A 22,286-nucleotide genomic window follows, 5' to 3' on the forward strand; every position below is an offset into this window, starting at 1 on the left:
GAATAAGAAGAGCATGCTTCCCGAATCGGAAGAGGAGAAGCTGAACGTCGTGTACCGCTTGACTGTGCGGATTGCCGAGGAATTGGAGCAGGCCCGGATAGCGGAATATACACAGCTTCTGCACAGACCCATCCGGTTGATTTTGTTGAACCTGCTGTCCGGTGCGGCGCGCGGCGTTGGGGTCGCCATCGGGTTCACCTTTTTTGCCGCAACGATTATTTATGTGCTGCAGGTGCTGGGAGCACTCAATCTTCCGATTATCGGAGATTATATTGCCGATATCGTCCGGATCGTCCAGCGCCAGCTTGAGCTGAAGACGTATTAAATGAACCCTTCGTCCTCTTCGCCGAGTTGGTCCATGCTGACGCCTTCGCCATGGTCCATATACTTCCGGTACTCCTGGTTGCGTACAAACTCGATCTGATTCCCGTAAATGTCGGTGGCGACAAAAGCTTCATATGGCTCTACGCAGCCCTCCAACTCGTCGGAAGCTTCGATTTCGAGCTCGTTGTAGCTGTGGACTTCCCGGTCCTCGGCAAAGGCCGGGCTGGTGGAAGTACCAAAATTTTCAACGATCTGCCATGCGTCCTCGCCATCGAAACCGTTCTGGTCATCGCGTTCGTCCAAGCTCGTCCGGCCAAAAGGAGGCAACAGAAATTCCTCTTCGACCGGGCGGTAATCCGAAACATGCTGCTTGGGCGAATGCTCTTTGCAAAAGGACGTCGTCGGAACGGCTTCCAGCCGCTCGTACGGGATCGGCTTCCCACATTCCTCGCAGATGCCATAGGTTCCCTGCTGGAATCGGTCCAGCGCCATTTCAATGCGGTCCATGTGATGATCGTCATGGTCCTGCAGCGTTAAATCGACTTCCCTGGAGTAAAGCTCGGTAGCCACATCGCCGGGATGGTTGTCGATGTTCGACAGCTCGCCGGTCTGGTCGCGCATGGAATCTTCCAGGCCGTAATGCTCGTTGCTGTCATCCTTTCGGCGGATGGATTCCTGCTGTTCCTTGAGCATATTGTGCAAATGATCCAGCTGTGATTGTGTGAGATGCTGCATGATCAAGCCCCTTTCCGCTTTGGATCAACAAAACGATAAAGACGATTTCTTTTCATATCTAGAATGTGCGGAATAAGCCTGTTTTACAGAAGGAAATTGTTTTCGCCATTCCCCGTTTATGGACGGTTTCCGGCGCCCTATGCTACAATAAACAAGTCTTTACATGACGTGAAAGGCTGTACGCGGGTCGCGCGGACAGGCCTAATGAATAAGAACGGAGTGACAAATGGCTGTGGTGTACTACTTAATCGCTTTAATCGTGTTTTTGGTGGATCAGGGCGCCAAGTATTTAATTGCCACCCGATTGGAATTGGCAGAGGAAATTCCGGTGATTGGCAACTTTTTTCTGATTACCTCCCATCGGAACACGGGTGCAGCCTTCGGTATTCTTCCCAACCAGCGCTGGTTTTTTATCGTCATAACCATCGTCGTGGTCGTTGCGATTATCTGGTATATGAACCGGGTAAGAAAATCGTCTTCTCGCAAGCTGCTCCCGGTAGCGCTGAGCCTCGTCCTCGGAGGGGCGATCGGCAACTTTCTCGACCGGGCGCTGAACGGCGAAGTGGTGGACTTTTTACAATTCAATTTCGGCAGCTATACGTTTCCGATTTTTAATGTGGCCGACTCCTGCATCGTAATCGGGGTGGCGCTCATTATACTGGATTCGCTGATGGATATGAACCGAACCGAATCGAACAACAAGAGCAATGAAGGGAATGAACCGGTTTGATCGAAGAACAAACATCCGGAGCGGGGGAGTACCCGGAGAGTGCGGATATCAGGGAATGGATCGTAGATCCTGTCCATGCCAAAGAACGCATCGATAAATATATTACGGAATCGTGGGAAGAGGAAATTTCCCGATCCCAGGTCCAGCTCTGGATTGGCGCAGGCCATGTACTTGTGAACGGTCAACCGGTCAAAGCCAACTATAAGCTGTCGGCAGGCGACCGCCTGGAAGTGACCGTCCCGGAACCGGCCGTCGTCGAGATCGCCCCGGAGGATATTCCTCTGAATGTCGCCTTCGAGGACAAGGATGTCATCGTGGTGAACAAACCGCGTGGATTGGTCGTTCATCCGGCTCCTGGGCACGCCTCGGGAACGTTGGTTAATGCGCTGATGTATCACTGTAAGGATTTGTCCGGCATTAACGGGGAGCTGCGTCCGGGTATCGTTCACCGGATCGATAAGGACACATCCGGCTTGATCATGGCCGCAAAGAACGATATGGCCCACGCCTCATTGGCCGCCCAACTGAAAGCCCACAGCGTGAACCGGCGTTATTATGCCCTTGTCCACGGCAATGTCAGCCATGATCAAGGAACGATAGACGCTCCCATCGGGCGCGATGCGGTCGATCGCAAAATGTACACCGTGACGGAGAGGAACAGCAAGCACGCCGTTACCCATTTTACGGTCAAGGAGCGCTTTGGCGATTACACCTTGCTGGAGCTTCAACTCGAAACCGGGCGGACTCACCAAATCCGGGTGCACATGAAGTTTATCGGCCACCCGCTTGTGGGGGATCCGGTATATGGCCGAAGCAAAGGCATCAAAATGAACGGACAGGCACTGCACGCCGGCGTGCTGGGGTTCATCCATCCGGCAAGCGGCGAATACATGGAGTTCTCAGCGCCCATTCCAGGCGATATGGAAGACCTGCTGACATCGCTGCGCAGCCGTTGAAAGTACAAATCATACGATAATTAATCCATGGCATTCTGCCATGGATTCCTTCATATTTAGGGGTGTAGAAATTGAAGTAGGAGATGAATAGAATACATGAGTATCGAACATTACCAGCAAACGTACATTCAGAACAGCTTTGCGAACCGGATCGGCGGTTCCAATTATGGTAAAGACACAGCCATCTATAAATTTGAAAAAATTAAGCGGGCCAAAGCCCAAGCCAAAAAGGACTTCCCGGATGTGGAGCTGATCGACCTTGGCGTAGGCGAGCCGGACGAGATGGCCGACGCCGGCATTGTGGCCAAGCTTGCGGAAGAAGCGGCCAAGCCGGAGAACCGCGGCTATGCGGATAACGGGATTCCTGAATTTAAGGAAGCGGCAGCCCAATACTTGAAGGAAGTCTTTAACGTAGACGGCATCGACCCGCAGACGGAAGTGCTGCACTCCATCGGCTCAAAGCCGGCCCTGGCGATGCTTCCGTCGGTGTTCATCAATCCGGGCGACGTGACCATCATCACCGTGCCGGGTTATCCGGTTCTGGGAACCCACACGAAATACCTCGGCGGGGAAGTGTACACTGTTGAGCTGAAGAAGGAAAACAACTTCCTGCCGGATCTGAAGAGCATTCCGGAAGACATTGCGCGCCGCGCCAAACTGCTTTACCTCAACTATCCGAATAACCCGACGGGTGCAAGTGCCACGGTCGAGTTTTTCACCGAAGTGGTGGAATGGGCGAAGAAGTACAACATCGTCGTCGTACATGACGCACCTTATGCAGCCCTGACTTATGACGGATTGAAGCCGCTGAGCTTCCTGTCGATTCCAGGCGCGAAGGACGTTGGCGTCGAGCTGCACTCGTTGTCCAAATCCTACAACATGACCGGCTGGCGGATCGGCTTTGTTGCCGGTAACCCGCTCGTCGTGAAAGCCTTCGGCGACGTGAAGGACAACAACGATTCCGGCCAGTTTATCGCTATTCAGAAAGCGGCCGCTTACGGTTTGGCCCATCCGGAAATTACGGAGAAGATTGCGGAGAAATATTCCCGCCGCCACGATATGCTGGTAGCCGCGCTGAACGAGCTGGGCTTCCAAGCCGAGAAACCGAAAGGCTCTTTCTTCCTCTATGTGGAAGCGCCTAAGGGCATCAAAGGCGGAGTCCGCTTCAATTCCGGCGAGGACTTCTCCCAATACTTGATCCGTGAGAAGCTGATCTCTACCGTGCCTTGGGATGATGCCGGAAGCTTTGTCCGTTTCTCCGTCACTTTCGAATCCAAAGGACAAGAAGACGAGAAGCGTGTCATCGCTGAAATTAAAAACCGCCTGAGCGACGTGGAATTCGAATTTTAATGGAATGTACAGCAAGATCCGCCCTGACATGCAGGGCGGATCTTTTTTTTTCGCCGCAGCGTTATATCACCTGATGAAGTCCGATAAAGATGAGAATAAGGCCGGCAAGGAGGCTGGCGCTTTTGCCTAGGCGTTCCCCGGCGATTTTTCGGCCGATGAGAGAGCAGAGGCCCACGCTGGCAAAGCTGAAGATGCCTGACAAAATCGACGTTTCCCAAATGCCGATATGGGTAATCCCGGCGTCGAAGCCGCCCGCCAGGTTATTGACCGACAGCGCGATGCCGAGCACGATCGATTCCTTGAAATCGACCGATTTGGACGCGTTAATGTCGGCGGTTTCGGGATTTTGCAGGATCCGGGTGAGCCAGTTCCGCCGGTCTGAATGCCGGGCCAATTGCTCCTGCAGCAGCGGCTGAATGATGACCCAGGTTCCGATCGTCACGAGGATGACCATGCCGACGATATTGCACACGGAGGGCGGCAGCCAGGCGGACAGCACTTTTCCGGAGATCCCGCCGATCCAGGTCAGCAAAAATCCGATAAACGCGATGACGATACCCGCCAATGCCGGTATTTTTATATTTCTTACACCATAGGCCACGCCGACGCCCGCATTATCGAGATTGGCGGCAAGCGCGATGGAAATCGCCGGAATCCAAACAGCCAGATCCATGATGTCAGCTCCTTTAATTGAGGTAATACATCATATGGGGCTGTTGAGAAAAAGTGACGGGGATGGGCCAATTTGTTGAGATATTGTCAACAAGGGTTCGGCAGCGAGTGTGCGTTGTTGACTTAAGCGAAACGAATCCATTTTCAAGGCAGGAAGGGAGTGAGGCTTATGGTCTCAGGGCAGAATCCGGCGTCCCATGCGAAATTGGCAAATATCATAAAGGCGGCACTTAAACAGCAGTCGCTTTCCATGCGCGGCCTTAGCGCGTTGACGGGAATGGATACCGCAACGATATCAAGAATTGTCAACGGAAAACAGCAGGCACGGCTGGAGCATCTGCAGCATTTCGCACTCCACCTGGGCATACCGATGGAGGTACTGTTATCAGCCGCGGGGTATCCGATTGACGGCAGTATGCAGCAGAAGGTTGCAGAACAGGCAGATACAGGTACAGGCAGCGCAGGCACTATGGAGCAGGAACTGCTGCGCGTGTTTGACAGGCTGGGCCTGGATATGCGGGACATCACGGAACGGGTCCGGCAGGAGCTGGCGAAGTACGAAGAATATGCGGAGACCCGGGAAGGCAGCGAGCTGATTACCGATCGGTTTCCGGAGAAGCTTGAACAGCTGCAGAGCGCCGGATTTTATATCCAGCAGCTGAATGATTTGTACGCCCGCTATCATGAACCGGATGTTCCCGCCAATATGAAGACGGTGATCGGGAGCGGCCTGCTCTATTTTGTATTATCCGCCGACATTATCCCGGATTACAGTTTTCCGCTTGGGTATATAGACGATGCGCTGGCAGTGCGGCTGGTACTGGAACGGCTGAAGGAAATGGAAACAAGTCCATGATTTTTGCGGCCAAACATGGTAAAGTGGACATAGCAATAAGGGCGATTGTATTTGACAACAAATGCCCAAAGTGGGAGTTGAGCAGCTCTGTTTAAACATTGGAAATGGGATTCGTATGTCGAACATTTAGGCGAATTGCGCAAGCGCCTTTTTTGGATTTTGGGCGCGTTTTTGGTTTCAATGATCGCGGCGATGTTCGTGGTGGGAGACGTGCTTCACTTCTTGAAGGGCAGGCCGCCGGCCTCGCTGGTCGAATGGAACGCGTTCAGCCCGTGGGAAGGCGTACGCATGTATATGTACATTGCCGCCGCCCTGTCGCTGGTCGTAGCGGTTCCTTTTACGATGCTGCAAATTTGGGCATTTGCCAAAAAGGGACTGCGTAAAAGCGAGCAAAGAGCGGCGCTAAAGTATGTTCCTGCTGCGTTCGTGCTGCTGCTTGTCGGGTTTGCGTTTGCCTATTTTGTCGTGTTCCCGATGGCGTTCCGCTTTACGACGAACATGACCAAAAACCTGGGATTGGTAGAGACGTACGGCATTTCGCAGTACTTTACATTTTTGACCAATATCGTGGTTCCGGTGTCGCTCGCTTTTGAGCTGCCGGTGCTCGTTATGCTGCTGACAAGGCTGCGTGTCATCAACCCGGGACTGCTGGGAAAAATGCGCAAGGTCTCGTACATGGTGCTGGTCTTCATCGCATGCATGATTTCTCCGCCTGAGTTTTTTTCGCATATTTCGGTGTCGGTGCCGTTTATTCTGCTGTACGAAATCAGCGTTCTGATGTCCAAGCTGGTGCACCGCAAGCAAGTAAAGCTGGATGCGGGTACCAAGGATCGGATGAATTACGGTTCAGCATAAGCGGGTTCGACCCGGCACTTACATATGCTGAAATCATATGGATCGGCTGGTTTATAAAATGGTTTAAAGGAGGGCAATCTACATTATGTTAAGCGATATTGGTTTGCCGGGATTCATTCTGCTGGCCGTGCTTGCGCTGCTGTTATTCGGACCGAACAAGCTGCCCGGATTGGGCCGGTCAGCCGGACGTATGCTGCGGGAATTTAAAAACGAAATGAGCGACATTATGGGGGACTCGCCGCGACAGAAGCGCAGACCGGAGCAGGTGTCTGAGATAGAGCCGGAGCAGCAGCCTCAAGCCGTTCGGACGGAATCTGCCGCATCCCAGCGTTTGCCGGAATAAAATTCCACGGATCGGGAAGGCTAAGCTCGGTTGACAACAGACGATCAGTCTGTCATAATCTTTTGTAGTTGAATGGATTGATCCTGAAGCAACGTAACTTCCGTTCATTCCATCTGAATAAGCACCTTTAAATCAGTCCCGTGAGACTGGCAAGGTAACGTGAACTGAGGTTCACTTCGCGGCAGCATACTGTCTGCTTCAAGCCGCCCAGAGAATCTCTATGTCTATCAGCAAATGCTGATGGCTTCTAACTCCTTGCCTACGGGCAAGGAGTTTTTTGTTATCTTGCTCTCTCAAAGTACCTGAGTAGGCATTGCAACAAAACCTCATTTTATGGGGAATCCACGGGTCTGGCAAACAAATCCCTTTAAGACGGAAGAAGGAGTGTGGAGCATGAGCAACGAGGTGCATGTCATTATGGATGAAACGGCGATCCGCCGTGCACTGACAAGGATTGCACACGAAATACTGGAGAGGAACAAGGGGATTGAAAATTGTGTGTTCATCGGGATCAAAACCCGGGGAGAATTTCTGGCCCAGCGCATCGCCGGCAAAATTCTCGAAATCGAAGGTACCCCGGTTCAATGGGGCGCCGTTGACGTCACCCGGTACCGGGACGACCAGAAAGACAGTGAAGCTTCCCTGACAGAAGCCAACATCGGCTTGGATAAATTCGATATTCATGATAAAAAAGTGATTTTGTTCGACGACGTGCTGTATACGGGCCGGACGATCCGCGCCGCAATGGACGCCCTGATGGACTGCGGACGGCCGCAGATGATTCAGCTGGCAGTACTGGCGGACCGGGGACACCGGGAGCTGCCGATCCGGCCGGATTATATCGGCAAGAACGTTCCGACGGCAAGGTCCGAGCAAATTGAAGTCGCCCTCACGGAAACAGACGGCAAGGACGAAGTGACGATTATTCAAAACCGGGAGGAGAAATAACATGCTGACGATGACGCAGCTGAAGGACCGGAGCTTGCTCGGACTGAAGGATCTGGGCCGCGACGAGATCGAATCGATCCTGAACCGGGCCGCGTATTGGGAAGCCCAGCAAGAAAAGCTGGTACCGGTTCTGGCCTCCAAGTTCGTGGCCAACATGTTCTTTGAAAACAGCACGCGGACGCGCTTTTCCTTCGAAATGGCCGAGAAACGCTTAGGCGCACAGGTGCTCAACTTTACGGCGGCAGCCTCAAGCGTGGAAAAGGGCGAATCGATATACGACACCGTAAGAACGCTGGAATCGATGGGGATCGACGCAGGTGTCATCCGGCTGAAGCCGGCTGGGGTGCTGCAGGAGCTGTCCAGCAAAATCTCGGTTCCGCTCATCAATGCAGGGGACGGTAATAATGAGCATCCGACGCAGGCGCTGCTCGACCTGTACACGATGAAGAAACGGTTCGGCAGCCTTCAGGGCCTGACGGTGTCGATCATCGGGGACATTCTGCACAGCAGGGTGGCCCGGTCGGACCTATGGGCGCTGCGCAAGTTCGGGGCCGAAGTCAAATTCTGCGCGCCGCACAACATGACGGCACCGGAGCTTGAGCCGTTTGCCAAATTCGTTACGATGGAAGAGGCGCTCCGCTCGGACGTGGTCATGATGCTGAGGGTTCAGCTTGAGCGCCATGCGACCGGCATGCTGAAATCGGCGGAGGAATACAGAGCGCAGTACGGTTTGACGGAGGAGCGGGCTTCCAAATTGTCCAAGCATACATTGATTATGCACCCTGCTCCGGTTAACCGGAACGTGGAGATCGACGATGCGGTCGTCGAGAGCGAACAGTCGGCGATCTTCCCGCAAATGAGCAACGGCGTTCCGATCCGCATGGCTGTCATGGAACGGGCGATGAAATAATCAAGGTCTATATAGGCTTGAACGAATTTTATTAATAAATATACACAAAAGTGAATTAATATTATACAATAGATTGGAAGCCACTGTGCCAATCAACGACCGGAGGTACTCATGATACAAATCATAACGAACGCAAGCGTACTGAACGAACAAGGGAAACAGGTAAGCAAGCATATCGTCATCGAGGACGGCATCATTAAAACTTTGGTGGAACCGGATGCCGGCTGGAGCGCTCCCGAAGGGGCGGAAGTGACGGACGCTGCCGGCAAACTGGTTACGCCGGGCTTGATCGATATGCATGTCCATCTGCGTGAACCCGGATTTGAACATAAGGAAACGATCGAGACTGGCAGCCGCTCGGCAGCCAATGGCGGCTTTACGACCATCGCCTGCATGCCGAACACGAAGCCGGTAACCGACAATCCGGACACGGTCCGGCTGGTGCTGGAGAAAGCCCGTGAGGCTGGAATCGTGAAGGTGCTGCCTTATGCCGCGATTACAGTGCGGGAGCTCGGACGGGAGCTGACGGATTTTGCGGCGCTCAAAGAGGCGGGAGCGGTCGGCTTCACCGACGACGGCGTCGGCGTACAGAACGCTAAGATGATGAAAGACGCCATGTACCGGGCAAAAGAGCTGAACATGCCGGTGATCGCGCACTGTGAAGAGAATTCCCTGGTCGAGGGGGGATCCGTGACGGAAGGCAAGTTTGCCGAGCAGCACGGACTGATCGGCATCCCGAACGAGTCGGAAGCGATTCATGTGGGGCGCGACATCCTGCTGGCGGAAGCGACGGGCGTGCACTACCATGTGTGCCATGTCAGCACGGAGCAGTCGGTTCGGCTGATCCGCCAGGCCAAAGAAGTCGGCATTCATGTCACCGCTGAGGTGTGCCCGCACCATCTGCTGCTGTCGGATGAAGACATTCCGGGGCTTGACGCCAACTGGAAAATGAATCCGCCGCTGCGCTCGCCGCGGGACGTGGAAGCCTGCATCGATGGGCTGCTGGACGGAACGCTCGACATCATCGTGACCGACCATGCGCCGCATGCGGCTGAAGAGAAAGCCAAAGGCATGGAAATGGCACCGTTTGGCATCGTAGGCTTCGAGACGGCCTTCCCGCTCTTGTATACCAAATTCGTGGCGACAGGCAAATGGGATCTGGGCATGCTGGTCGAGCGAATGACCTCCGAACCGGCCCGGGTGTTCGGTTTGAACACCGGACGGCTTGAGGAAGGCGCTCCCGCCGACCTGGCGATGATTGATCTGGAGACCGAAAAAGCAGTGAATCCGGAAGAGTTTGCCTCGAAGGGACGGAATACGCCGTTTACCGGGTGGAAGCTGAAGGGCTGGCCGGTAAAAACCTGGGTGGACGGCAAAGTGGTGTTTGAAGCCTAAGACCGGATATGCCGGTCCGGATCGCTTTAATAAAAGAAGAAACAGATATAGATAGAATGAACTAAAGAAATGAAATTTTATAGGGCGTAAATCTTTAGTTCAATCAATACAGAATACTAACTTTACGTAATTTGACAGAGGAGTGAGTGGGATGCAGGCAAGATTGCTGTTGGAGGACGGAACGCTGTTTACAGGCAGTGCTTTCGGAGCAGAAGGTGAAACGACGGGCGAAGTCGTGTTTAATACAGGGATTACGGGATACCAGGAGGTGCTGTCGGACCCGTCGTACTGCGGGCAAATCGTAACGATGACGTTCCCGCTGATCGGCAACTACGGCATTACGCGCGACGATTTTGAGTCGGTTGCGCCGTATGTGCACGGTTTTGTCGTACGACGCCACGAAACGGTGCCGAGCAACTGGCGCGCCGAATACAGCGTGGATACGCTGCTGAAGGAATACGGCATCGTCGGCATCAGTGACATCGATACACGCATGCTGACCCGTCTCATTCGCAGCCACGGCACGATGAAGGGGATTCTGACGACTTCCGCTCAGTCCGTCGAGGAACTGAGAGAGCGTCTTGCCGCGAGCACGCTGATGACCGATCAGGTAGCGCGCGTGTCCACGAAGCATACTTACAACAGCCCGGGTGCGAGAGAGCGGATCGTGCTCATCGACTACGGCGCCAAGAGCGGTATTTTGCGCGAGCTGACTTCCCGCGGCTGCGACGTGGTAGTCGTTCCGCATGACACGACGGCTGAGGAAATCCGCCGGCTGAATCCGGACGGCATCCAGCTGTCCAACGGGCCGGGGGATCCTAAAGATGTACCGCATGCGATCCAGACGATCAAAGATCTGCTTGGCGAATATCCGATCTTCGGCATCTGCCTGGGTCACCAGCTGTTCGCCCTGGCTTGCGGCGCCGATACGGAGAAGCTGAAATTCGGCCATCGCGGCGGCAACCATCCGGTGAAGGATCTCGCGACCAACCGCTGCTATATTACCTCGCAGAACCATGGCTATACGGTAAAGGATGACTCCGTTGCCGGCACGGAGCTCGAGGTTACACATATCAACAACAACGACAAGACGGTTGAAGGACTCAAGCACAAGAAGTACCCGGCCTTTACCGTACAGTACCATCCGGAAGCGGCCCCTGGCCCTTACGACAACAGCTATTTGTTTGACCAGTTCTTAAAAATGATAGCCGACCATAAACAGCAAAAACCCGCAAAACCGCGCCAAGCGGAACTGGCTGCAGCCGTGAAAGGAGCACGATAATATGCCTATCAATAAACAGCTTAAGAAAATCCTCGTTATCGGTTCTGGACCGATCGTCATCGGCCAGGCGGCTGAGTTCGACTACGCAGGCACGCAGGCATGCGAAGCACTGAAAGAGGAAGGCGTCGAGGTTGTCCTGATCAACAGCAACCCGGCGACCATCATGACCGATACCAACACGGCGGACAAAGTATACATCGAGCCGATCACCCTGGACTTTGTAACACAGGTCATCCGCCAGGAGCGTCCGGACGGACTGCTGCCGACGCTCGGCGGCCAGACCGGCCTCAACATGGCGGTGGAACTGGCGAGAGCCGGCGTGCTTGAGCAGGAAAACGTCAAATTGCTTGGAACCCAGCTCCATTCGATCGAAAAAGCCGAAGACCGCGACCTGTTCCGCGAACTGATGCGCGAGTTGGAACAGCCGGTGCCGGAAAGCACGATCGTCACTTCACTGCAAGAAGCGCTCGACTTCGCCGCGGAGATCGGCTACCCGCTGATCGTCCGTCCGGCGTACACGCTTGGCGGTACGGGCGGCGGCATCTGCGCGACCGAAGAAGAGCTGCGCGAGACGGTGAGCTCCGGCATCCGCTACAGCCCGATCGGCCAGTGTCTGATCGAGAAGAGCATCGCCGGCATGAAGGAAGTCGAATACGAAGTGATGCGCGATGCCAACGACAACTGCATCGTCGTATGTAACATGGAGAACTTTGATCCGGTCGGCGTACACACCGGGGACAGCATCGTCGTGGCTCCGTCCCAGACGCTCTCGGACCGTGAATACCAAATGCTGAGATCGGCGTCGCTGAAAATTATCCGCGCGCTGAACATCGAAGGCGGATGCAACGTGCAGTTCGCCCTGGATCCGCACAGCTACCAGTACTATGTCATCGAGGTAAACCCTCGCGTCAGCCGCTCGTCGGCGCTCGCCTCCAAAGCGACCGGGTACCCGATCGCCAAGATGGCCGCGAAGATCGCCCTCGGCTACACCCTGGACGAAATCGTGAACCCGGTTACCGGGCAGACTTACGCCTGCTTCGAGCCGACGCTGGATTACATCGTCAGCAAAATCCCGCGCTGGCCGTTCGATAAATTCGTGCAGGCGAACCGCAAGCTGGGCACGCAAATGAAAGCGACCGGCGAAGTGATGGCCATCGGCCGCACGTTCGAAGAATCGATCCATAAAGCGATCCGCTCCCTGGAAATCGGAGTGCACCGCTTCTATCTGAAAGGCACCGAGGAGCTGAGCGAGGAAGTACTCCGCGAGCGTCTCGTCAAGGCAGACGACGAGCGGCTCTTCCTGATCGCGGAAGCGTTCCGCCGCGGTTACGAGCTGCAGGACATTCAGGACCTGACCAAGATCGACTGGTGGTTCCTCGATAAAATCCAGGGGCTGATCGCATTCGAAGCGCAGCTTCAGGAAGAAACGCTGTCTTATGATATGTTGTACCAAGCGAAACGCCGCGGCTTTACCGACCGGTCGATTGCCGAGATCCGCAGCCAGAGCACGGCCGGAAGCCTGACCACCGAGGCAGAAGTACGCGAATTCCGCCTCTCGAACGGACTGCGTCCGGTCTATAAAATGGTCGACACCTGCGCGGCTGAATTTGAAGCGACAACGCCTTACTACTACTCGACCTACGAGACGGAGAACGAAGTCACGCCGTCCAATAAGGAGAAAGTGGTCGTGCTGGGCTCCGGACCGATCCGGATCGGCCAAGGCATCGAGTTCGACTACTCGACCGTACACGCCGTGTGGGCCATTCAGAAGGCCGGATACGAAGCGGTCATCATCAACAACAACCCGGAAACGGTATCCACGGACTTTAACACGTCGGATCGCTTGTACTTTGAGCCTCTGTTCTTCGAGGATGTCATGAATGTTATCGAGCAGGAGAAGCCGATCGGCGTCATCGTGCAGTTCGGCGGCCAAACAGCCATCAACCTGGCCGGACCGCTGAGCAGAGCCGGCGTGAACATTCTCGGCACCAGCCTCGAAAGCATCGACGAAGCGGAGGACCGCAAGAAGTTCGAGGCGCTGCTCTCGAGACTTCAAATCGCCCAGCCGAAGGGCAGCACGGTCACATCGGTCGACGAAGCCGTTGAAACGGCCCAATCGCTCGGCTATCCGGTGCTGGTCCGTCCATCCTACGTCCTTGGCGGACGCGCGATGGAAATCGTCTACTCCGATGACGAGCTGTTGAGCTACATGGAGCAGGCTGTGAAGATCAATCCGGAGCATCCGGTCCTGATCGACCGCTACATGCTCGGCAAAGAGGTGGAGGTCGACGCGATCTGCGACGGCGAAACCGTGGTCATCCCGGGCATCATGGAGCATATCGAGCGCGCGGGCGTGCACTCCGGCGACTCCATCGCGGTATATCCTCCGCAGCACTTGGAAGAGCACCTCAAGGAGAAGATCGTGTCTATCACAACGCGGATCGCGAAGGAACTGAAAACGATCGGCCTGGTGAACATCCAGTTCGTCATCTACAACGACGAAGTGTATGTCATCGAGGTGAACCCGCGCTCTTCCCGGACGGTACCGTTCCTGAGCAAAGTAACGACGATTCCGATGGCGAACCTGGCAACGCAGGCGATCCTCGGCCGCAAGCTGAAGGATGCTGGATACCAGGATGGCCTCTGGCCGGAAAGCGACTATGTTTCGGTGAAAGTGCCGGTATTCTCCTTCGCGAAGCTGCGCAGAGTCGAGCCGACGCTCGGACCGGAAATGAAATCGACCGGCGAAGTCATGGGGCGCGACCTGCAGTACGCAAAGGCACTGTACAAAGGCTTGATCGGCGCAGGCATGAAGATTCCTGCATCGGGAGCGATCATCGTCACAGTGGCCGACAAGGATAAGGAAGAAGCCGTGGAGCTCATGAAGGGCTACAAGCGCCTTGGTTACAAGATCTATGCAACCGGAGGCACGGCTCAGGCATTGAACGAAGCTGGATTAAACGTTACGACCGTGCAAAAGCTCAGCGACGGCACACCGAACATCCTGGATTTGATCCGCAATGGCGAAGCACAGTTCGTGTTCAACACCCTGACCAAAGGGAAAACGCCGCAGCGTGACGGATTCCGCATCCGCCGGGAAGCGGTGGAGAACGGCGTGGTCTGCATGACCTCGCTGGATACGGTCAGAGCGCTGATGAATATGCTGGATACGCTGAACTTCTCTTCGCAGGCTATGCCGGCTTTTGCGAACTGAGAAGGGGGCGATTCGAAGCATGAGTGACAAGTTTAAAGAAATGGCGGGCCGCTTGATCGTGGCCCTGGACTACCCGGATGCCGAGGCGGCATCCGCGCTGGTCCGCGAGCTCGAAGGAATTCCCTGCTACTTGAAGGTGGGCATGCAGCTGTATTATGCTGCAGGGCCTGCCTTTGTGCGGGAATTGAAGTCGAAAGGCTATAGCGTATTTCTTGATTTGAAGATGCATGACATACCCAACACGGTAAGGGGTGGCGCAGAGAGCATCACCCGCCTTGGTGTGGACATGTTTAACGTCCATGCCGCCGGGGGCTCGGCGATGATGAAGGCGGCGCTTGATGGAGCCGAATCCGCCCTTGCGGCCGATCCGGGGCTGCGCAAGCCGGTGATCATCGCGGTTACCCAACTGACCAGCACCAGCCAGGAGACGCTCAACAGCGAGATCGGAATTCAAGGCAGTGTCCAAGAAGCGGTGATCCACTACGCCAAGCTGACGCAGGCGGCTGGACTGGGCGGCGTCGTCGCCTCAGCCCAAGAATCGGCGCTGATCCGCGAGGCTTGCGGCCACAAGTTTATTACCGTTACGCCGGGTATCCGGCCTGCGGGCTCCGCAATCGGGGACCAATCCCGTGTCCTGACGCCGGGCGAGGCCATTCGCCAAGGCAGCCATTACATCGTCGTTGGACGCCCGATTACAGCGGTGGAAAACCCGTGTGAAGCTGCCGAACACATTATCAAGGAGATGATCGAAGCTTGACTACCCTAGCAGAAATTCCAGCACGTATCGCATCCCACTTGCTTGAGATCGGAGCGGTCGCGCTCCGGCCGAAACAACCGTTTACTTGGACCTCGGGCATCAAGTCGCCCATCTACTGCGATAACCGTCTGACGATGTCCTATCCGGAAATCCGGGAGCTTATCGCTGAATCGTTCGCCGCGATCATCCGGGCGCAGTATCCGGACGCGGAAGTCATTGCGGGAACGGCGACAGCCGGTATCCCTCATGCGGCATGGGTAGCCCAGAAGCTGAATCTGCCGATGGCCTATATCCGCGATAAGGCGAAGGGGCATGGCAAGGAGAACCTGATCGAGGGCATCATTAAGCCGGGGCAAAAAGTCGTCGTCATCGAAGACTTGATCTCGACCGGCGGCAGCTCGCTCAAAGCGGCAGTGGCCGTGAAAGAAGCGGGTGCCGAGCCGCTATCCGTGCTCGCCATTTTCAGCTATCAGCTCGATAAAGGGGTACAAGCTTTTGCCGAAGCAGGTATTCCGCTGCAAACGTTGTCCAACTACACCGCACTGATGGAGGTTGCCCTGGAGAAGGGAGCCATTCAGCAGGAGGATGTCGAAGCGCTCAAAGCGTGGAGAGAAGACCCGTCTTCCTTTGGCAACTAAGTTGAGCGACGCTTAAGTGAACTTTTCTGAAATGGTTTTATCATGATACAGCAAAGGCAGCCCCCAGGGCTGCCTTTTTAAGTTGTTTACATTGGTTATGGACCATCCCGTCTTCAGCTTTCGATTCATTCGTGATTAGTGGATGGCGTTTTTCTCAAAATTGCCGCCGAGAACATCGGACACATGCTCAATGGCAATAAAGGCTTTGGGATCGATCTCCTGCACGAGCGCCTTCAGCTTCGCCAGCTCGAGCCGGGTGACGACGCAATAGATCACTTGAGTGTCTTCCTTCGAGTAACCGCCTCTGGCGTACATGAAGGTCGTGCTGCGTCCCAGGCGATCCTGGATCGTTTGGGAAATTTCCTCGTATTCGTTCGAAATGATGGTAACCGACTTGGATTCGTTCAAGCCCTCGACCACGATATCCATCACTTTGGAGGCCATATAGTATGTAAATATGGAATACATCGCGGAGTCCCAACCGAAAACGAATCCGGCGACAATGAAAATGAACACGTTCATGATCATGATGATCTGGCCGACCGGCATGCGCAGCTTTTTGGATAACAAAATCGCGACAATTTCGGTTCCGTCCAGCGATCCGCCGTAACGGATGACGAGTCCGACCCCGAGGCCCAGAATAAGCCCGCCGAACAGGACCGCCAATATTTTCTCATTGGTAAAAGGGCTTACGTGATGCAGAAGCTGTGTAGTCACAGACATGACGGCGATGCCGTAAAGGGTGGAGAAAGCAAACGTTTTTCCGATTTGCTTATAGCCCAGAAATAAAAACGGAAGGTTGATAATGAACAGGAAAATACCGAGCGGGAAAGCCGTAACTTTGGATAGGACGATCGAAATCCCGGTGATGCCTCCGTCGATTATTTCATTGGGAACGAGAAATACTTCGAGCGCGACGGCCATGAGAACGGCCCCCACCGTGATGAAAACAAATTTTTTGAGCAGATCCATAAAAGACAGTTTTTTATGCGCTTTTGCCATGGACATTCCCACTTTCTTGAAAATTAAAATGTTAAACAACTTAGTTATCAGTATAAACGATTTTTTCGCTGAGCACAAAGCAATCTCGCTTTTTTTCGAACGTTTTCGACATTTTGCTAGCTGATATTTCTGCTGCTCATGAATGAACCCTGGCGTTTGCGGTAACAATAGGCATCAAAACAGCTCATCTATGAAAGGAAGGCAGCGGCAATGCGATGGGTGTATTTCAGTAAGCTTTACCGGACAAAATTTCAGGCAGGGTGCCTGGCCAAACGACTGGAGCAGGACAGCTGGATTTACGGCTATGAAGAGCCGCGGATCGTTGAAATATTCCGTTCACGGAGAGGCAGATACGGCGTCCGCTTCTTGCCGTGACGTGGCAGGCTTTCAGCGTGTCCTAACGACAATTCCATAAATAAATACTTGACGCAGTGGGTACATATGCTGTATATTAATTCTTGTCGCTATTTGATATGGTTAATGACGCGGGGTGGAGCAGTCCGGTAGCTCGTCGGGCTCATAACCCGAAGGCCGCAGGTTCAAATCCTGCCCCCGCAACCAATTTAACAGCCATTATCTGTACGGTATATACTTGATCAGGGCCCTTAGCTCAGTTGGTTAGAGCGGTCGGCTCATAACCGACTGGTCGGGGGTTCGAGTCCCTCAGGGCCCACCATATAAGCAATCGTAAGCAGCATGCCGGGGTGGCGGAATAGGCAGACGCACAGGACTTAAAATCCTGCGGTAGGTGACTACCGTACCGGTTCGAGCCCGGTCCTCGGCATACAGGCGAACAATCGCAGGAAGCCGGTTCAGTCTTTGACTGAGCCGGCTTTTTTAATCCATGGCCGGTAAGAGCAATGGGAATAAAAGGATTGCCGGTATAGGCAAAACATGCTATATTAATTTTTGTCGTCACAAAAGTGATGGACAAGCCGGGATGGCGGAATTGGCAGACGCACAGGACTTAAAATCCTGCGGTAGGTGACTACCGTACCGGTTCGAGCCCGGTTCTCGGCATTTGGTTGAAACAAGTTGAACAGGGTAAGCTGGTCCGGATCGGGGCCGGCTTATTTTTTTAGCTAAAAGAAGATGGTTGTGCGTGGATAGATGTTTTTCTTTTAAAATAGGTTTATATATTTACGAGAGAGGAGAAATGCTTCATGATATTTAATAATGATTGGGACGAGCAGCTGAAGGAAGAGACCGATAAGGACTATTTTCAGGAACTTCGCTATAAGCTGGCTAGAGAATACAAGCTTCACAAAGTGTACCCGCCGAAAGAGGACCTTTTCAAAGCGCTCAAGCTGACCCCATACCAAGATACCAAAGTGGTGATTTTGGGACAGGACCCTTATCACGGACCCGGGCAGGCCCACGGACTCAGCTTTTCGGTCGAACCCGGCGTGCGGATTCCGCCGTCCCTGGTAAACATTTACAAAGAGCTGCACAGCGATCTGGGAGTGCCGATTCCAAACCATGGGACGCTGGTGCATTGGGCCGAGCAAGGAGTGCTGCTGCTCAATACAGTCCTGACCGTCCGGGATGGAGAGGCAAACTCGCATAAAGGATTAGGATGGGAGCGATTTACCGATGCTGTCATTGAGAAGCTGAATGAGCGGGACAAGCCGGTTGTTTTCATTCTGTGGGGAAGCCATGCGCAGAAAAAAGGAGCTTTTATCAACCGGAAAAAGCATCTGGTGATCCAGTCGGTTCACCCGAGTCCGCTGTCGGTGCACCGTGGATTTTTTGGAAGCAGGCCGTTTTCCAAGGCCAACGCGTTTCTGATATCCCATGGGATCGAACCGGTCGATTGGGCGATTCCTGACAGATAGTCATTTTAAATGCGAAAGGAGGCGAAGGGGCCATGAAGGAATGGATCGGCAGGCGGGTCACCATTATGTGTAATGACAAGCTGCATTCCCGGGTCAAAGGGACGCTTCGCAAGTGGGATGAACATAACGAATATCTCGTGCTCGGTCCACACGACATGAAGCTGCCGTTTGGCGAGGTTTGTACAATCCGGCTCCTTCCCGATGGGAAAAATGCCCCTGACGCCGCGCCTCATTCGGTTGGATATACCCTAAAGCATAAGCGGCAGTATGATAACGCCGTGTTGTTCGGATCTGAGGTCATGATCTGGCGGAATGACCGCCTGGAAGCATACAGGGCCACCCTGAGCTCGCATAATGTGGAGACGCTGACCCTGTCGGACGGCCGCACATTTCGGAAAGCGGAGTGCACGTGCGTCGTCCGGTCATTGCGGGGCATCCTTTGAGTCATCCGCTAAACGCGGTTTTGCTTCATAGCATGTTTATTCTTTCATTTCATCTACCTTTTCCGCCAAAAACAGCGCATACACCCGGACGATAATGATCTTGGCGATCATATAGACGGGGATGGCCAGAATAACACCGACAATCCCGGATACGTCCCCGCCGATCAGCAGCAGGACGATCGCCGTCATCGGGTGAATATCCAGCTGCTTGCCGTAGATAATCGGGGTCAACAAATTATCCTGAATTTGTTGGGAGATGATGATGACGACGAGGGACCATATGGCAACGGACGGCGAGTCGATGAAACCGATGATGACCACCGGAATGGCGGCGATGATCGCTCCGACATAAGGAATCAGGTTCAGCACGATCGATATCAGCGCGAGCAGGAGAGAGTACGGTAGCCCGATAATGAGAAAGCCGATGTACATCAAGACGCCGAGAATGAGGTTCAGCACAACCCTGCCGACGATGAAATTGCTGAGCGCCGTATCGATTTCACGCAGTACTTCCTTACCATCCTTCCGGTATTTCCGCGGCAGCATATGCAAAATTTTAGGCGGAAGCTTGCTGCTCTCTTTCAGCATGTAGTACAGCACGATCGGAACGGTAGCGATAATGACCACGACGTTCGATACGACGGATATAAAATTGGAAATCGAATTCGTAACGGCCATAATCAGCCCATTAAGGTATTCACTCACTCGGGCATAGATTTCCGACTCGCTTGGCAGCGCTTTGCCGAAAAAACTGTTTTTCTGAAGAGCATCAAACTGCTTCTGCAAATCTTCCACGAAATAAGGCGCGTTGTCCGCAAAAGTGATCAGCTGCTCGCGCAGGGTTGGCCATACCAGCACCGAGAACAGGGCGATCAGGCCTACAAACACGAGATAGATCAACAGGATCGATAGCGATCTTTTCCAGCGGTGCTTCTCCAAGTAATTCACAATGGGCCTCAGCAAATAATACATAAAACCGGCCAGCATGACCGGGACCAGGAGCAGCCGGAACAGCAGCACGATCGGATTGAAAATAAATTTTACTTTGGCGCCTAAATAGATAATCAAAAGCGCCGCGATAATTCCCAGACATGTACGAAAATATTTGCTCTGCAGCAACCAAATCCCCCCAGCTCTCATGAACCAGCCTATGAAACGGCCCGTTTCCTCTTTTACAACCCATTAACCAAATGTGAGGAGAATGATTCAGGGAGCTGCTGCCATTGCCCCAGAAGACTTCACAGTTTAGTTTGAACATCCTGGCGTTATATCTGGCCGGGATGTTTTTTTGCGCGTGCGGAAGTTTACCTATTTACATACAGATATTTAACCTGGGAGGGATTGGGTATGAAACAACTCGTGATCGCATTGTTCCGGACGAGGCAGGATGCGGCGCTGGCGATCAGCGCGCTTTGGGAGCGTCGTTTTGACAAAAAGGATGTTTCGCTGCTTGCCCTTGACAAGAGACAGCTATCTATCATATGCCGGGATACCGGCTTGAAAGAACCTGTATCCAGGCATGGCACCAGCGGATTATTCGGCGAAATCCGGGATCTAACCTCCAGCCTGACGATGCGGGATCAAATCACCTGGGCATCGGGACCGGCAGCGGCCAAACTCGGGGGAGCGGAAGTCGGAGGGAAGAATGACGGACTGGTGGTCAGCCTGGTGGGGATCGGGGTCCCTGTACAGGATGCAGAGAACTATGAGAAGCTGCTTATTCAGGGGAACTTTATGGTCATCGTAGAGTGCAGCAAGGAGCGAAGCATCGAGGCGCAGCATGTTCTTGAGGACCATAAATGCGTCGAGACGAAATAATCGATGACGTAATTTCAAAGAAGCCGGAACGTATTTAACGGTAGTTTTTCTTGCGATATAAGGAAGCCCGAGTCTCTGAAGCTTATACTGACTAATATCTAATAAAAAAAGGCGATCGAGTACCGATCCCCTTTCGGTCAATAAATGATTCTGCGGCTTAAGTTGACGGCTGTTCCGTATTTCTTGCTGAGGATCTTGGCTTCTTCGGTGACGTAGGCGAGGATATGCTGCAGCCGCTGGCTGACCGGCCAGATGGTTTCTTTGACTTCTCCGTGAACGATGACGTCAAATACGATCATCCATGAATACCTCCTTATATGCGTGATAAATCCATGATAAAATACAACCATCAGAGAGGAATCAATTTGGATGGAGCGGTTTGTAAACTCTACGGTTTATACTCGCATTACATAAGACGGGTACGATAGGTTGGCAAGGTTTGTGAGAAAACCAGTCGGGAGGTTGAAAGAGTTGGATTCTATTATTAATTTCGCCCACCGGGGCGCATCAGCGGTATGTCCTGAAAATACGATAGCCGCTTTTGCCCGCAGTTTGGAGCTGGGAGCCACGGGGATTGAAACCGATGTTCAGTTGTCCAGGGACGGCCGGCTCATCCTGATTCACGACGAAACACTGTCACGGACCACAAACGGGAGTGGGTGGGTCCAAGATCATGACTTAGAAGAGCTGCGCAAGCTGGATGCCGGAAGCTGGTTCCATCCTGATTTTGCTGAGGAGCGCCTTCCGCTGCTGGAAGAGCTGCTGGAACTGGTTCAGAACACCGGGACCGTCATCAACATCGAGTTGAAAAATACCAAGGTACCGTATGCAGGGCTTGAAGAGAAGGTCATCGACATGGTAAGACGCTATAACATGAGCGAACGGATCGTCATCTCAAGCTTCAATCATTATTCCCTGCTGCTTTGCAAGCAGCTCGCGCCTGAAATTCGTACCGGCATTCTATACATGGAGGGACTGTATGAGCCGTGGGAGTACGCCCGCAGCGTTCAGGCAGATGCCCTGCATGCCTACCATTTTGCGGTCCTGCCTGAATTTGTAGTGGGAGCAAAGGCGGCAGGAAAGGTATACCATCCATGGACGGTCAACGAAGAGAAGGAGATGCAGCGGCTCATCGATGCCGGGGCAGCCGGTATCATCACCGACTACCCGGATAAGCTGGCTGCGCTGCTGAGCGCTTCGGTGCGCTCTTAAAACACAGATAA

24 protein-coding genes and 4 tRNA genes are annotated in these 22,286 nt (G+C 53.7%); 23 read left to right on the top strand and 5 right to left on the bottom strand.

What is annotated here, in order from left to right:
- Positions 1 to 13: 13 nt before the first annotated feature.
- Positions 14 to 325, top strand: coding sequence for a DUF5665 domain-containing protein (locus tag CJP46_RS27300; protein ID WP_373558045.1), 312 nt, complete (start codon positions 14 to 16; stop codon positions 323 to 325).
- On the opposite strand, the gene CJP46_RS27305 is transcribed toward CJP46_RS27300, so the two are convergent.
- Positions 322 to 1,059 carry a TraR/DksA C4-type zinc finger protein gene (locus tag CJP46_RS27305; protein WP_094598793.1) on the bottom strand — a complete coding sequence of 246 codons (738 nt, stop codon included), beginning with the start codon at positions 1,057 to 1,059 and terminating at the stop codon, positions 322 to 324. The two genes, CJP46_RS27300 and CJP46_RS27305, sit on opposite strands and share 4 nt — an antisense overlap.
- A gap of 232 nt (positions 1,060 to 1,291) precedes the next feature.
- On the opposite strand from CJP46_RS27305, the gene lspA reads away from it, so the two are divergent.
- From lspA to CJP46_RS27320, 3 genes are all read left to right on the top strand, one after another.
- Entirely contained in the window at positions 1,292 to 1,789 is a 498-nt protein-coding gene (lspA, locus tag CJP46_RS27310) for a signal peptidase II (RefSeq protein ID WP_076170153.1), read from the top strand.
- Between the two features lie 47 nt (positions 1,790 to 1,836).
- Positions 1,837 to 2,745, top strand: a complete 909-nt coding sequence (locus tag CJP46_RS27315; protein ID WP_373558046.1) for an RluA family pseudouridine synthase — start codon at positions 1,837 to 1,839, stop codon at positions 2,743 to 2,745.
- A gap of 96 nt (positions 2,746 to 2,841) precedes the next feature.
- Positions 2,842 to 4,095: an LL-diaminopimelate aminotransferase gene (locus tag CJP46_RS27320; protein ID WP_094598795.1), complete on the top strand. Its 1,254-nt coding sequence runs from the start codon at positions 2,842 to 2,844 to the stop codon at positions 4,093 to 4,095.
- 61 nt (positions 4,096 to 4,156) lie between these two features.
- On the opposite strand, the gene ytaF is transcribed toward CJP46_RS27320, so the two are convergent.
- Positions 4,157 to 4,768: a sporulation membrane protein YtaF gene (gene ytaF, locus CJP46_RS27325; RefSeq protein ID WP_094598796.1), complete on the bottom strand. Its 612-nt coding sequence runs from the start codon at positions 4,766 to 4,768 to the stop codon at positions 4,157 to 4,159.
- 168 nt (positions 4,769 to 4,936) lie between these two features.
- Between ytaF and CJP46_RS27330 the strand changes: the two genes are divergently transcribed.
- From CJP46_RS27330 to pyrE, 10 genes are all read left to right on the top strand, one after another.
- On the top strand, positions 4,937 to 5,623 hold the full coding sequence (locus CJP46_RS27330) for a helix-turn-helix domain-containing protein (RefSeq protein ID WP_094598797.1): 687 nt from the start codon (positions 4,937 to 4,939) through the stop codon (positions 5,621 to 5,623).
- Between the two features lie 87 nt (positions 5,624 to 5,710).
- Positions 5,711 to 6,478: a twin-arginine translocase subunit TatC gene (gene tatC, locus CJP46_RS27335; RefSeq protein WP_094598798.1), complete on the top strand. Its 768-nt coding sequence runs from the start codon at positions 5,711 to 5,713 to the stop codon at positions 6,476 to 6,478.
- An 85-nt stretch (positions 6,479 to 6,563) separates the two neighbouring features.
- Positions 6,564 to 6,821 carry a twin-arginine translocase TatA/TatE family subunit gene (locus tag CJP46_RS27340; RefSeq protein ID WP_094598799.1) on the top strand — a complete coding sequence of 86 codons (258 nt, stop codon included), beginning with the start codon at positions 6,564 to 6,566 and terminating at the stop codon, positions 6,819 to 6,821.
- A 393-nt stretch (positions 6,822 to 7,214) separates the two neighbouring features.
- On the top strand, positions 7,215 to 7,769 hold the full coding sequence (pyrR, locus tag CJP46_RS27345) for a bifunctional pyr operon transcriptional regulator/uracil phosphoribosyltransferase PyrR (protein ID WP_094598800.1): 555 nt from the start codon (positions 7,215 to 7,217) through the stop codon (positions 7,767 to 7,769).
- A gap of 1 nt (position 7,770) precedes the next feature.
- The gene (locus CJP46_RS27350) at positions 7,771 to 8,679 is read left to right on the top strand and encodes an aspartate carbamoyltransferase catalytic subunit (RefSeq protein WP_094598801.1); all 909 of its coding nucleotides are present in this window, start codon (positions 7,771 to 7,773) and stop codon (positions 8,677 to 8,679) included.
- Between the two features lie 111 nt (positions 8,680 to 8,790).
- Positions 8,791 to 10,074, top strand: coding sequence for a dihydroorotase (locus tag CJP46_RS27355; RefSeq protein WP_094598802.1), 1,284 nt, complete (start codon positions 8,791 to 8,793; stop codon positions 10,072 to 10,074).
- Between the two features lie 151 nt (positions 10,075 to 10,225).
- A complete protein-coding gene (locus tag CJP46_RS27360) occupies positions 10,226 to 11,356 on the top strand; it encodes a carbamoyl phosphate synthase small subunit (RefSeq protein WP_094598803.1) in 1,131 nt (376 codons plus the stop codon).
- A gap of 1 nt (position 11,357) precedes the next feature.
- Complete coding sequence (gene carB / locus CJP46_RS27365; protein ID WP_094598804.1) at positions 11,358 to 14,570, top strand: carbamoyl-phosphate synthase large subunit; 3,213 nt, start codon at positions 11,358 to 11,360, stop codon at positions 14,568 to 14,570.
- Positions 14,571 to 14,589: 19 nt separating this feature from the next.
- Positions 14,590 to 15,327: an orotidine-5'-phosphate decarboxylase gene (gene pyrF, locus CJP46_RS27370; protein WP_094598805.1), complete on the top strand. Its 738-nt coding sequence runs from the start codon at positions 14,590 to 14,592 to the stop codon at positions 15,325 to 15,327.
- The gene (gene pyrE / locus CJP46_RS27375; protein ID WP_094598806.1) at positions 15,324 to 15,965 is read left to right on the top strand and encodes an orotate phosphoribosyltransferase; all 642 of its coding nucleotides are present in this window, start codon (positions 15,324 to 15,326) and stop codon (positions 15,963 to 15,965) included. Before pyrF ends, pyrE begins: the two co-directional genes overlap by 4 nt.
- A gap of 135 nt (positions 15,966 to 16,100) precedes the next feature.
- Here the strand turns inward: pyrE and CJP46_RS27380 are convergent, their stop codons facing one another.
- Positions 16,101 to 16,967 carry a YitT family protein gene (locus tag CJP46_RS27380; RefSeq protein WP_094598807.1) on the bottom strand — a complete coding sequence of 289 codons (867 nt, stop codon included), beginning with the start codon at positions 16,965 to 16,967 and terminating at the stop codon, positions 16,101 to 16,103.
- Between the two features lie 210 nt (positions 16,968 to 17,177).
- On the opposite strand from CJP46_RS27380, the gene CJP46_RS36695 reads away from it, so the two are divergent.
- The 7 genes from CJP46_RS36695 to CJP46_RS27410 all read left to right on the top strand — a co-directional run bounded on the left by CJP46_RS36695 (position 17,178) and on the right by CJP46_RS27410 (position 19,245).
- On the top strand, positions 17,178 to 17,342 hold the full coding sequence (locus CJP46_RS36695; protein ID WP_179281354.1) for a hypothetical protein: 165 nt from the start codon (positions 17,178 to 17,180) through the stop codon (positions 17,340 to 17,342).
- Between the two features lie 109 nt (positions 17,343 to 17,451).
- Positions 17,452 to 17,528: transfer RNA gene (locus tag CJP46_RS27385), tRNA-Met, on the top strand.
- A 38-nt stretch (positions 17,529 to 17,566) separates the two neighbouring features.
- Positions 17,567 to 17,643 (top strand) — tRNA-Ile (locus CJP46_RS27390).
- A 22-nt stretch (positions 17,644 to 17,665) separates the two neighbouring features.
- Positions 17,666 to 17,751: transfer RNA gene (locus CJP46_RS27395), tRNA-Leu, on the top strand.
- A gap of 150 nt (positions 17,752 to 17,901) precedes the next feature.
- Positions 17,902 to 17,987: transfer RNA gene (locus CJP46_RS27400), tRNA-Leu, on the top strand.
- A 146-nt stretch (positions 17,988 to 18,133) separates the two neighbouring features.
- Complete coding sequence (locus CJP46_RS27405) at positions 18,134 to 18,802, top strand: uracil-DNA glycosylase (protein ID WP_094598949.1); 669 nt, start codon at positions 18,134 to 18,136, stop codon at positions 18,800 to 18,802.
- Positions 18,803 to 18,834: 32 nt separating this feature from the next.
- Complete coding sequence (locus CJP46_RS27410; protein WP_094598808.1) at positions 18,835 to 19,245, top strand: hypothetical protein; 411 nt, start codon at positions 18,835 to 18,837, stop codon at positions 19,243 to 19,245.
- A gap of 36 nt (positions 19,246 to 19,281) precedes the next feature.
- Here CJP46_RS27410 and CJP46_RS27415 read toward each other — a convergent pair whose 3' ends face one another.
- Positions 19,282 to 20,364 carry an AI-2E family transporter gene (locus CJP46_RS27415; protein WP_094598809.1) on the bottom strand — a complete coding sequence of 361 codons (1,083 nt, stop codon included), beginning with the start codon at positions 20,362 to 20,364 and terminating at the stop codon, positions 19,282 to 19,284.
- Between the two features lie 228 nt (positions 20,365 to 20,592).
- On the opposite strand from CJP46_RS27415, the gene CJP46_RS27420 reads away from it, so the two are divergent.
- Complete coding sequence (locus CJP46_RS27420; protein WP_094598810.1) at positions 20,593 to 21,063, top strand: hypothetical protein; 471 nt, start codon at positions 20,593 to 20,595, stop codon at positions 21,061 to 21,063.
- Positions 21,064 to 21,200: 137 nt separating this feature from the next.
- On the opposite strand, the gene CJP46_RS27425 is transcribed toward CJP46_RS27420, so the two are convergent.
- A complete protein-coding gene (locus tag CJP46_RS27425; protein ID WP_094598811.1) occupies positions 21,201 to 21,362 on the bottom strand; it encodes a mechanosensitive ion channel protein MscL in 162 nt (53 codons plus the stop codon).
- Positions 21,363 to 21,534: 172 nt separating this feature from the next.
- Between CJP46_RS27425 and CJP46_RS27430 the strand changes: the two genes are divergently transcribed.
- Entirely contained in the window at positions 21,535 to 22,275 is a 741-nt protein-coding gene (locus CJP46_RS27430) for a glycerophosphodiester phosphodiesterase (protein WP_094598812.1), read from the top strand.
- The last annotated feature ends 11 nt before the right edge of the window (positions 22,276 to 22,286 follow it).

The organism is Paenibacillus sp. XY044 (genome assembly GCF_002257645.1).
Lineage (GTDB): Bacteria > Bacillota > Bacilli > Paenibacillales > Paenibacillaceae > Paenibacillus_AQ.

Bases quoted from the DNA above. Each gene is read 5' to 3' on its own strand.
- CJP46_RS27360 (WP_094598803.1), top strand. From the start codon at position 10,226: ATGCAGGCAAGATTGCTGTTGGAGGACGGAACGCTGTTTACAGGCAGT.
- CJP46_RS27425 (WP_094598811.1), bottom strand. From the start codon at position 21,362: ATGATCGTATTTGACGTCATCGTTCACGGAGAAGTCAAAGAAACCATC.
- CJP46_RS27355 (WP_094598802.1), top strand. From the start codon at position 8,791: ATGATACAAATCATAACGAACGCAAGCGTACTGAACGAACAAGGGAAA.
- CJP46_RS27340 (WP_094598799.1), top strand. From the start codon at position 6,564: ATGTTAAGCGATATTGGTTTGCCGGGATTCATTCTGCTGGCCGTGCTT.
- CJP46_RS27320 (WP_094598795.1), top strand. From the start codon at position 2,842: ATGAGTATCGAACATTACCAGCAAACGTACATTCAGAACAGCTTTGCG.
- CJP46_RS27380 (WP_094598807.1), bottom strand. From the start codon at position 16,967: ATGGCAAAAGCGCATAAAAAACTGTCTTTTATGGATCTGCTCAAAAAA.
- carB (WP_094598804.1), top strand. From the start codon at position 11,358: ATGCCTATCAATAAACAGCTTAAGAAAATCCTCGTTATCGGTTCTGGA.
- CJP46_RS27330 (WP_094598797.1), top strand. From the start codon at position 4,937: ATGGTCTCAGGGCAGAATCCGGCGTCCCATGCGAAATTGGCAAATATC.
- CJP46_RS27350 (WP_094598801.1), top strand. From the start codon at position 7,771: ATGCTGACGATGACGCAGCTGAAGGACCGGAGCTTGCTCGGACTGAAG.
- CJP46_RS27410 (WP_094598808.1), top strand. From the start codon at position 18,835: ATGAAGGAATGGATCGGCAGGCGGGTCACCATTATGTGTAATGACAAG.
- CJP46_RS27305 (WP_094598793.1), bottom strand. From the start codon at position 1,059: ATGCAGCATCTCACACAATCACAGCTGGATCATTTGCACAATATGCTC.
- pyrF (WP_094598805.1), top strand. From the start codon at position 14,590: ATGAGTGACAAGTTTAAAGAAATGGCGGGCCGCTTGATCGTGGCCCTG.
- pyrR (WP_094598800.1), top strand. From the start codon at position 7,215: ATGAGCAACGAGGTGCATGTCATTATGGATGAAACGGCGATCCGCCGT.
- CJP46_RS27420 (WP_094598810.1), top strand. From the start codon at position 20,593: ATGAAACAACTCGTGATCGCATTGTTCCGGACGAGGCAGGATGCGGCG.
- CJP46_RS27300 (WP_373558045.1), top strand. From the start codon at position 14: ATGCTTCCCGAATCGGAAGAGGAGAAGCTGAACGTCGTGTACCGCTTG.
- ytaF (WP_094598796.1), bottom strand. From the start codon at position 4,768: ATGGATCTGGCTGTTTGGATTCCGGCGATTTCCATCGCGCTTGCCGCC.
- CJP46_RS36695 (WP_179281354.1), top strand. From the start codon at position 17,178: ATGCGATGGGTGTATTTCAGTAAGCTTTACCGGACAAAATTTCAGGCA.